A 10,198-nucleotide genomic window follows, 5' to 3' on the forward strand; every position below is an offset into this window, starting at 1 on the left:
GCTGATCGCACCCCGCCCGTCTCGACGCTCGGCGCCGCGCCCCGCCTGGGAGGAGCGCCCGGTCGCAGCGGATGCGCAACGCGTCGATCAATCACTCTATACGGTCCGCCCCGGCGATACGCTGCTCGCCATCGCCGAACGCTCGGGGGCGAGCAGCGAGGCGATCGCACGCGCCAACGCGATCGAACCGCCCTTCACGATCCAGGCGGGACAGCGACTGACCATCCCGGCAGGCCGCTATCACCTGGTCCGGCGCGGCGAGACCGGAATCGCGATCGCCCGCGCCTATGGGGTCGCCTGGTCGCGCATCGTCACCGTCAACGCGCTGCTCGAACCCTATGTGCTGCGTGCGGGCCAGCGCATCGTCATCCCCGACACCGAAGGCGGCACCAGCCTTGCCGATCGGGCGGCGGCGTTCACGCTCGACGTCGACGACATCCTGACCGGCGGCGAGCCTGCGCTTGCGAGCAACCAGGCGCCGGTCCGCCCGACCCCGACCCCGCGACGCGTCCTGCCGCCAAGCGCGGTCGTCACCGCCCCGGTACGGCTCGCGGGCGGCGGTTTCCTCTGGCCGGTCGATGGCCGCGTCGTGAAGCGGTTCGGTCACGGCGCCAGCGGCGAACGCAACGACGGCATCAAGATCGCCATTCCCGTTTCGACCCCGATCCGCGCTACCGCCGACGGCGTCGTCGCCTATGTCGGCGACGGCATTGCCGCGCTTGGCGGGCTGGTGATCGTCAAGCATGGCGGCGGCTGGACCAGCGTCTATGGCCATGCCTCGAAACTCCTGGTCCAGCGCGGCCAGAGCGTGAAGCGCGGCCAGACGATCGCGCTCTCAGGCGACACCGGATTCGCCGACCGGCCCGAACTCCATTTCGAACTCCGCAAGGGCCGCACCCCGGTCGACCCGTCGTCGCAACTGCCGCGGATGTAATCGGCGCGTACGTTGCCACGGACTTACCGTGCCAAAATCCGTCATCCTGACGAAAGTCAGGATCCAGAGCCATGAGCGCCAGGACCTGTAACCCTGGATCCTGACTTTCGTCAGGATGACGGTTGAGAATGCGATGACGTCGGGCCGTGACGACGACCGCGCAGCCGGGATGACGGACCGCACAACCGCTGCTAGTGGCTCCTCCATGACCTACCAGTCCGACCTGCTCACCACGCTGACCGCGCGCGGTTATGTCCACCAGATGACCGACGCCGCCGCGCTCGACGCGCTCGCGGGCAAGCAGGTCGTACCTGGCTATATCGGCTTCGACCCGACCGCGCCGTCGCTGCACGTCGGCAGCCTCGTCCAAATCATGCTGCTCCGCCGGCTTCAGCAGACCGGCCACAAGCCAATCGTCCTGATGGGCGGCGGCACCGGCAAAATCGGCGATCCGAGCTTCAAGGACGAGGCGCGCAAGCTGCTCGGCGAAGACGGCATCAAGGCCAACGTTGCCTCGATCCGCCGCATCTTCGAACGCTTCCTGACGTTCGGCGACGGCCCCACGGACGCGGTGATGCTCGACAATGCCGAGTGGCTCGACGCGCTCGAATATATCCCGTTCCTGCGCGACGTCGGCCAGCATTTCTCGGTCAACCGGATGCTCGCCTTCGATTCGGTGAAGCTCCGCCTCGACCGCGAACAGTCGCTGAGCTTCCTCGAATTCAACTACATGATCCTCCAGGCCTACGACTTTCTCGAACTGTCGCGCCGCGCCGGATGCCGGCTGCAGATGGGCGGCTCGGACCAGTGGGGCAACATCGTCAACGGCATCGAGCTCTCGCGCCGGATGGACAGCACCGAAGTGTACGGCGTCACCACCCCGCTGATCACGACCGCGGACGGCGGCAAGATGGGCAAGACGATGTCGGGCGCGGTCTGGCTGCACGAGGATCAGCTGCCGCATTTCGATTACTGGCAGTTCTGGCGCAACACCGACGACCGCGACGTCGGCCGGTTCCTGCGGCTGTTCACCGACCTGCCGCTCGACGAGATCGCGCGTCTCGAGGCGCTCGAAGGCGCGGAGATCAACGCCGCGAAGGTCGTGCTCGCCAACGAGGCAACCGCGATGTGCCGCGGCCGCGACGCCGCCGAGCAGGCGGCCGAGACCGCGCGCAAGACCTTCGCGGAAGGCGCGTCGGGCGACGCCCTGCCGAGCCTGACCTGCACCGGGACCGGCATCGGCGTCGTCGAGGCGCTGGTCGGGCTCGGCTTCGTCGCATCGAATGGCGAGGCGCGACGCAAGATCGGCGAAGGCGCGGTACGCGTCGACGGCGAACCGCTGCGCGACCCCGCCGCCACGATCCCCGTCGCCGCGCCGGTCCGCCTCAGCCTCGGCAAGAAGCGTCACGGAATGCTGCTGCCCGGCTGACCCGCCGGACCGGCACGGTCATGAACACTGCGTTAGGGATGCTTGGTGGCACGGGCTTCATGATGTCGGCCTAGCCCTCGACCGGGGCACAGCGGGGACTGACCAATGCCGAACCAAGCGACGTCTAGGCACGAGACGCGGTCTGAGCCGCGCGACGAAGTGATGCACCGCACGCGTGCGGCGGACAGCGCAGGCACCGAATTGAGGCTTACGTTGGTCAACGTCTCGCCAAGCGGCCTCATGGCGCGTTGCGACGGCGATCTGGACGCCGGCGAGCGGCTCCACGTCCGCATGCCGATCGTCGGTGACATCCTTGCGCACGTCCGCTGGTCGCTCGGCGGACGGATCGGCTGCGCGTTCGACCGGACGATCCCGCCCAAGGCCTATTACGGCATGCTCGCGGCGATGCTCCGGACCGGCTGACCGGACCGCCCGTCAGCCCGATCGCAGCAACGCGACCCCGGCATCGCGGTCGAACAGGTACAGCGCGGTGCGTGCCGCCTGCCCCCGCGGTCCCTCCAGCCCGCCGTCGCGATCGATCAGCAGCCGCGCATCGTCATGCGCGCATTGCAGCAGGTCGGCCATCATGTCGGGCGTCGCGAGCCGGAACGCCATCTCGCCCGACTGCTTCGTGCCGAGCAGTTCGCCCGCGCCGCGCAACCGCAGATCCTCCTCGGCGATCCGGAACCCGTCATTGGTCTCGCGCATCAAAGCCAGCCGCGCGCGCGACGTCTCGCTGAGCGAGCTCCCACGCATCAGCAGGCAGATCGACCGCCCGCTCCCGCGCCCGACCCGACCGCGCAGCTGGTGGAGCTGCGCCAGGCCGAAGCGGTCGGCATGCTCGATCACGATCAGCGTCGCATTGGGCACGTCGACGCCGACCTCGATCACCGTCGTAGCGACCAGCACGGCGGTGCGCGCGGCGGAGAATTCGGCCATCACCGCGTCCTTCTCGGCGGGCTTCATCCGGCCATGGACGAGCGCCACCTTGTCGCCGAACCGCGCACGCAGCGTCTCCGCGCGCATCTCCGCGGCCGCGAGGTCGCTCTTCTCGCTCTCCTCGACCAGCGGACACACCCAATAGGCCTGCCCGCCGTCGGCGAGATGCCGGCCGAGCGCATTGACCACGTCGTCGAGCCGATCCTCCGAAATCACCCGTGTCTCGATCGGCTGGCGGCCCGGCGGCATCTCGTCGAGCCGGCTGACGTCCATTTCGCCATATTGCGCCAGCGTCAGCGTGCGCGGGATCGGCGTCGCGGTCATCGCCAGCAGATGCGGCGGCGCGATCCCCTTGGCCTGGAGCGTCATCCGTTGCGCGACGCCGAACCGATGCTGCTCGTCGACCACCACCAGCGCAAGGTCCTTATAGGCGACCGCATCCTGGAAGATCGCGTGCGTGCCGACGAGGATATCGATCTCGCCGCTCGCCAGCGCCATCAGCGTCGCCTCTCGCACGCGCCCCTTGTCGCGCCCGGTCAGCACGCCGACCTCGATCGGCAGCCCGGCGAGCGTCTTCCTGAGCGTCTCGTAATGCTGGCGCGCGAGAATCTCGGTTGGTGCGAGCATCGCCGCCTGCGCCCCCGCCTCGACCGCGATCAGCATCGCCATCGCCGCGACCAAAGTCTTGCCGGAGCCGACATCACCCTGCAGCAGCCGCAGCATCGGCGCGGTCTGCGCAAGATCACCCTCGATCTCCCCCACCGTCCGCGATTGCGCGCCGGTCAGCGTGTAGGGCAGCTTTAGCATGCCCCGCAGCCGCCCGTCGCCATGCAGCGCACGCCCCCGCCGCTTGCGGGTATCAGCCCGGACGAGCGTCATCGCGAGCTGGTTGGCGAACACCTCGTCATAGGCCAGCCGCTCGCGCGCCTTGGCATCCGACGGGTCGGCGTGGATCCGCGCGAGCGATTCGTGCCAGCCCGGCCATTCGCGTTTCGCCTTCAGCCCCGGCTCGATCCACTCGGCCAGATCGGGCGCCCGCGCGACCGCCTGCGTCGTCAGCGCCGCCAGCCGCCGCGATGTCAGCCCCTCCGACAGCGGATAGATCGGCTCGCGCTCGCGCAACTCCTCGTCCTGCTCGACGATATCGGGATGGACGATCTGCAGTTCCTGGCCATATTCGTCAAGCCGCCCCGACACGCGCTTCGCCTCGCCGATCGGGAGGAGCTTCTTCGCCCAGCCCGAACTGCCGCCGAAAAAGACGAGGCTGACATAGTTGCCATGCTCGTCGGTCGCCTGCACCCGCGTCGGGCCACGCCCCGCGCTGACGCGATACTCGCGCGCGGTCAGCGTGATGACGATGATCCGCCCGGCATCGCTCGACATCAGCTCGGTGCGGGGCACCCGATCGACATAGCCGGTCGGCAGATGGAAGGCGACGTCGACGACACGCGCGAGCCCGAGCCGGTCGAGCGGCTTGGCGAGCGCAGGCCCCACCCCTTTCAGGACGAGGGTTTCGGCGAACAGCGGATTGAGGATTTCGGGTCGCATGACTATCTGCCCCCTATAGCCCAGCCGACGCCCGCCGCCAGCGGGTCGCCGGTCAATCGGCGTTGGAGATATGATGGACCACGAAACCCGCCTCAAGCGCCTCGGCTTCCGCAGCTCGCACCGCGGCACGCGCGAAGCCGACATGATGATCGGCGGCTTCTTCGAAACCTATGGCCGCAGCTGGACGCCCGAGCAGCTCGACTGGTTCGAGGCACTGCTCGAACAGCAGGACGTCGACATCATGGGCTGGGCGATCGGCTCGATTCCCTGCCCGCCCGAATGGGACGGCCCGATGATGCAGGCGATGCGCGACATCAACTACGTCACGGTCGTGAAGTAACGCCGAGACACTGTTCCCCGGCAAAGGCCGGGGCCCAGTTGGGGGACGTCAATGATTGACGTCAAAACCTGTTTTACGATTGCCTTCCCAACTGGGCCCCGGCCTTCGCCGGGGAACGAGAAGCGAATATGCCAGATCTGAACACGATCCTCTCCGCGACCACCCCGCTCACCTTGTCGGGCGTGCCATCGGGGTTCCAGCCGTCGCTGCTCGCCGACCTCGCCCGCGCCGCGAAGACGCGCGCGGTGTTCATCGCGCCCGATGATGCGGCGATGCGCGCGATCGCCTCGACCGCGGCCTATTTCGCGCCCGATCTCGAAGTGCTGAGCTTCCCCGCCTGGGATTGCCTTCCCTACGACCGCGCCTCGCCGACCCTGCGGATCATGGCCGAGCGAGTCGCCGCGCTGCACCGCCTGCAGGCCAAGCCCAAGGCCCGCAACTCCTGCTCACCACGGTCAACGCGGCGACCCAGCGCGTCCTGACCCCGTTCCGCGTCCGCCAGCTCGTCGCCCGCCTCGCGCCCGGCGAACGGATCGGCCGTGATACGCTCGCCACGTTGCTTCAGGCGAACGGCTATGTCCGCACCGACACCGTCCACGACCAGGGCGAATATGCGGTCCGCGGCGGGATCGTCGATCTCTACCCGTCGGGCGAGGACCATGCGCTGCGCCTCGACTTCTTCGGCGACGAGATCGAGAGCGTCCGCACCTTCGACGCCGCCGACCAGCGCACCACCGGCCGGATCGACGGCTTCGTCCTGCTCCCCGCCTCCGAAGCCTTGCTCGACGAGGAGTCGATCAAGCGCTTCCGCACGCGCTACCGCGACGCGTTCGGCGCGACCGCGACGGGCGATCCGATGTATCAGGCGATCTCGGACGGCCGCCGCATCGCCGGCATGGAGCATTGGCTGCCGCTGTTCGAGGACAAGATGGCGACGCTGTTCGACCATCTCGGCGGTGACGACGTCGTCGTCCGCGACAGCGGGGTCGGCGCCGCGGCGGAGAGCCGGTTCGAATCGATCACCGATTACTATGCGAATCGCCGGCGCGCCGAAGCCGCGCAGCCCGGCAGCTATCGCCCGCTGGGTGCGACCGCGCTCTATCTCGACGCGCCGCACTGGTCCGTCGCGCTCGACGCCGCCACCGCGCATGTCGTCACGCCTTTTCACGAGCCGACCAGCGCCACCGTGCTCGACTTCGACGTCGACGGCCCGCGCGATTTCGGCCCCGAACGCGCCGCACAGGCGAACATCTACGAAGCCGTCGCCGATCACGTCGAGAAACTACGCAAGCAGGGCCGCAAGCCGATCCTCGCCAGCTACTCGATCGGCGCACGCGAACGTCTGGGAAGCCTGCTCGCCGATCACGGACTGAAAGGCGGCAAGCACGCCGAAACCTGGCAGGAGGCGCTCGGCGTCGCGGATACCGCGAAAAGCTTCGGCGTCGCGCTGGTCGTCCTCCCGCTCGACCACGGCTTCACCGCGCCCGGTGTCGCCGTCCTCACCGAGCAGGACATGCTCGGCGACCGCCTCGTCCACCGCAAGAAGCGCAAGAAATCCGCCGACGCGTTCCTCGCCGAACTGGCGACGCTGACGCCCGGCGATCTCGTCGTCCATACCGAACACGGCATCGGCCGGTACGAGGGGCTGACCTCGATCCCCCGTCGGCCAGAGCCCGCACGACTGCGTCGCACTGAGCTATGCCGGCGGCGACAAGCTCTACGTGCCGGTCGAGAATATCGACGTCCTCTCGCGCTACGGCTCGTCGGAGGAAGGCGCATCGCTCGACAAGCTGGGCGGCGAAGGCTGGCAGCGTCGCAAGTCGAAGATGAAGGAGCGGATCCGCGAGATTGCGGGCGAGCTCATCGCGACCGCCGCCGAGCGCGCGCTCCATCCCGGCGACGTGCTCGAACCCGACGCCAGCGGCTATCCCAGCTTCGTCGATCGCTTCCCCTATGAGGAGACCGAGGATCAGGACCGCGCGATCGAGGAGGTTCTCGCCGATCTGTCCGCGGGCAAGCCGATGGACCGGCTCGTCGTCGGCGATGTCGGCTTCGGCAAGACCGAGGTCGCGCTGCGCGCCGCGTTCGTCGCGGCGATGGGCGGCAAGCAGGTCGCGATCGTCTGCCCGACGACATTGCTCGCGCGCCAGCATTACAACAACTTCGTCAGCCGGTTCGAAGGCTTCCCGATGAACATGGGCCGCCTCTCGCGGCTCGTCACCGCGAGCGAGGCGAAGGCGACCAAGGAGGGGCTGGCGAACGGCACGATCGACGTCGTCATCGGCACGCACGCGCTGCTGGCGAAGAATATCGACTTCAAGCGGCTGGGCCTTGTCGTCGTCGACGAGGAGCAGCGGTTCGGCGTCACGCACAAGGAGCGGCTGAAGGCGCTCCGGGCCGACGTCCACATGCTGACGCTGACCGCGACGCCGATCCCGCGCACGCTGCAGATGGCGATGTCGGGCATCCGCGAGCTGTCGGTGATCCAGACCCCGCCGGTCGATCGCCTCGCGGTGCGCACCTACATCATGCCGTTCGACCCCGTCGTCCTGCGCGAGGCGCTGCTGCGCGAACATTATCGCGGCGGGCAGAGCTTCGTCGTCACCCCGCGCGTCGCCGACCTGCCCGAGATCGAGGAGTTCCTGCGCGAACAGGTGCCCGAGATCCGTTTCGTCGTCGCGCACGGCCAGATGTCGCCGACCGAGGTCGAGGAGCGCATGTCCGCCTTCTACGACAAAAAGTTCGAGGTGCTGGTCTCGACCACGATCATCGAGAGCGGAATCGACATCGCGTCCGCCAACACGATGATCGTCCACCGCGCCGACCGCTTCGGCCTCGCCCAGCTATACCAGCTACGCGGGCGCGTCGGCCGCTCGAAGACGCGCGCCTATGCCTATCTGGTCACCCCGCCCGAGCGGCAGATGACAGTGACCGCCGAGAAGCGGCTGAAGGTGCTGTCCGATCTCGATTCGCTCGCGCCGGGTTCCAGCTGGCGAGCCACGATCTCGATATCCGCGGGGCCGGCAACATGCTCGGCGACGAGCAGACCGGGCACATCAAGGAGGTCGGCTTCGAACTCTACCAGGCGATGCTCGAGGAGGCGATCATGGACGCCAAGTCCGGCGGTCTCGCCTCCGCACGCCCGAAGGACTTCTCGCCGCAGATCACGGTCGACGCACCGATCCTCATCCCCGAGGAGTATGTCCCCGATCTAGACCTCCGCATGGGGCTGTATCGCCGCATGAACGAGCTCGAGGAGGGTCAGGAGATCGAGGCGTTCGCCGCCGAGATGATCGATCGCTTCGGCCCGCTGCCCGACGCGACCGAGAACCTGATCAAGGTCATCGAGATAAAGCTGAACGCGAAACGTGCCTGCGTGTCGAAGATCGACGTCGGTCCGCGCGGCGTGCTCGTGTCGTTCCACAACGACACCCCGCCCAATATCGACAAGCTGCTCGCCTATGTCGAACGGCTCAACGGCGTCGCGCGGCTGCGGCCCGACAGCAAGCTGGTGCTCCAGCGCGCCTGGGGCGATCCCAAGGCACGGCTGCACGGCGCGCTGCAATTGTCGAAGGGGCTGGCAAAGGCGGCGGGCTGAGCGCCGCCGCGCTCAGCTGCTGTGATCGGCGACGATCTTCCATGCGTCGCCGCGCCGCTCGAACAGCAAGGTCGTCATCCCCGTCTCGGTCGAGGTCGCGCCGGTCAGCGTCCAGCGCGCGACCAGCAGGGCGTGGGTCGGATCGATCCCGCGCAGCTCGGCCGGGACGAAGCTCAGCTGCCCCCGGGTATTGCCACCGCCCGTGAAGCTCGGCGCATAGCGCGCTGTTATCGCGGCCTTTCCGCGTACCAGACCCTTGGGCGTCACGAAGACCGCATCCTCGGCATAGACCGCGACGAACCGGGCGAGGTCGCCCGCATTCCACCCCGCCGCGCTCGCCGCCATCGCCTCCCGGATCGCCACCGACGCGGGTGCCCGGTCGGGCGCGGCCAGTACGGGCGTGACGGCCGTCGCTGCGGCAACCGCGACGATCATCGCGGATCCTGCCCGGCTCATGTCCGGGTCACCAGTTCGAGCAAGGCCGCGTCGCCGACCGGTTCGGACAGCAGGAAGCCCTGATACAGGCTGGCCCCGCACGCCGCGAGCAGCTCCAGCTGCTCGCGTGTCTCGACCCCCTCGGCGATCACGGACAGGCCCAGCGACCGCGCCATCGTGATTGCGCCGGCGACGACGACCCGGTCGCGCGGGCTGCCGCCAATGTCGTGGACCAGCGCCTTGTCGATCTTCACATAATCGAGCGGCAGGTCCTTGAGATAAGCGAGGCTCGAATAGCCCGTGCCGAAATCGTCGATCGCGACGCGGCACCCCGCCCCGCGCAATTCGGTGAGCAGCGTCGACGCGCTGGCGAGATCCGCGATCAGCCCGGTCTCGGTGATCTCCACGGTCAGGCGCCCGCGCGGAAAGCCGCTATCGTCGACCCGCGCGAGGAACAGCGTGGCGAAGCCGGGCCGCGCGATATCCGCCGCGGTGAGGTTGAGCGACACGCGCAGCGTCGCCAGCGCCTCGGGCCATGCCAGCGCGCGTGCCAGGACCAGCCGCTGGATATGGTCGGACAGCGCGATCCCCAGATCGGCGCGGTCCGCGGCCGCAAACAGCGCATCCGCGCCCAGCGGCCCGAGCTTGCGGTGATCCCAGCGCGCGAGCGCCTCGACGCCCGTGATCCGTCCGCTCGCAATCTCGACCTGCGGCTGGAAGCGGATGTCGATCTCGTCGAGCTCGATCGCGTGGTGCAGGTCGATCGCCAGCGCATCGAGCGACATGTCGTGCGCCGCCGATGCGATCTGCAGCATCGCGCCGTCGCTGGTCTTGGCCTTGGCGAGCGCACCGAACGCGCGCCGCATCAGAGTCGCGGCACCGTCCGCCGGATCGCTGGGATCCCCCGGCTGGTGGCTCGCGACACCGAACCGGCAGCCGAGCACCGCCAGCGCGTTGAACGGCCCTGGCGACCGC

7 protein-coding genes and 1 pseudogene are annotated in these 10,198 nt (G+C 68.5%); 5 read left to right on the forward strand and 3 right to left on the reverse strand.

Annotation, left to right across the window (positions count from 1 at the left end; translation table 11 throughout):
- Position 1 precedes the first annotated feature (1 nt).
- The 3 genes from NI18_RS06235 to NI18_RS06245 all read left to right on the forward strand — a co-directional run bounded on the left by NI18_RS06235 (position 2) and on the right by NI18_RS06245 (position 2,786).
- Entirely contained in the window at positions 2 to 934 is a 933-nt protein-coding gene (locus NI18_RS06235; RefSeq protein WP_084215057.1) for a M23 family metallopeptidase, read from the forward strand.
- Between the two features lie 205 nt (positions 935 to 1,139).
- Entirely contained in the window at positions 1,140 to 2,363 is a 1,224-nt protein-coding gene (tyrS, locus tag NI18_RS06240) for a tyrosine--tRNA ligase (RefSeq protein ID WP_031439642.1), read from the forward strand.
- Positions 2,364 to 2,468: 105 nt separating this feature from the next.
- Complete coding sequence (locus NI18_RS06245) at positions 2,469 to 2,786, forward strand: PilZ domain-containing protein (protein WP_031439643.1); 318 nt, start codon at positions 2,469 to 2,471, stop codon at positions 2,784 to 2,786.
- Between the two features lie 12 nt (positions 2,787 to 2,798).
- On the opposite strand, the gene recG is transcribed toward NI18_RS06245, so the two are convergent.
- A complete protein-coding gene (gene recG, locus NI18_RS06250; RefSeq protein WP_037528820.1) occupies positions 2,799 to 4,850 on the reverse strand; it encodes an ATP-dependent DNA helicase RecG in 2,052 nt (683 codons plus the stop codon).
- Between the two features lie 73 nt (positions 4,851 to 4,923).
- Here recG and NI18_RS06255 point away from each other — a divergent pair, with 73 nt between their 5' ends.
- Positions 4,924 to 5,190: a succinate dehydrogenase assembly factor 2 gene (locus NI18_RS06255; protein WP_031395519.1), complete on the forward strand. Its 267-nt coding sequence runs from the start codon at positions 4,924 to 4,926 to the stop codon at positions 5,188 to 5,190.
- Between the two features lie 128 nt (positions 5,191 to 5,318).
- Positions 5,319 to 8,788, forward strand: a pseudogene (gene mfd / locus NI18_RS06260) (transcription-repair coupling factor).
- A 12-nt stretch (positions 8,789 to 8,800) separates the two neighbouring features.
- Here mfd and NI18_RS06265 read toward each other — a convergent pair.
- Together NI18_RS06265 and NI18_RS06270 are read right to left on the reverse strand one after the other, a co-directional pair.
- Positions 8,801 to 9,223 carry a nuclear transport factor 2 family protein gene (locus NI18_RS06265; protein WP_084215058.1) on the reverse strand — a complete coding sequence of 141 codons (423 nt, stop codon included), beginning with the start codon at positions 9,221 to 9,223 and terminating at the stop codon, positions 8,801 to 8,803.
- Between the two features lie 17 nt (positions 9,224 to 9,240).
- The coding region (locus NI18_RS06270) for an EAL domain-containing protein (protein WP_037528825.1) at positions 9,241 to 10,198 on the reverse strand (958 nt) is incomplete at its 5' end.

The organism is Sphingomonas sp. Ant20 (assembly GCF_000783375.1).
Lineage (GTDB): Bacteria > Pseudomonadota > Alphaproteobacteria > Sphingomonadales > Sphingomonadaceae > Sphingomonas > Sphingomonas aerolata.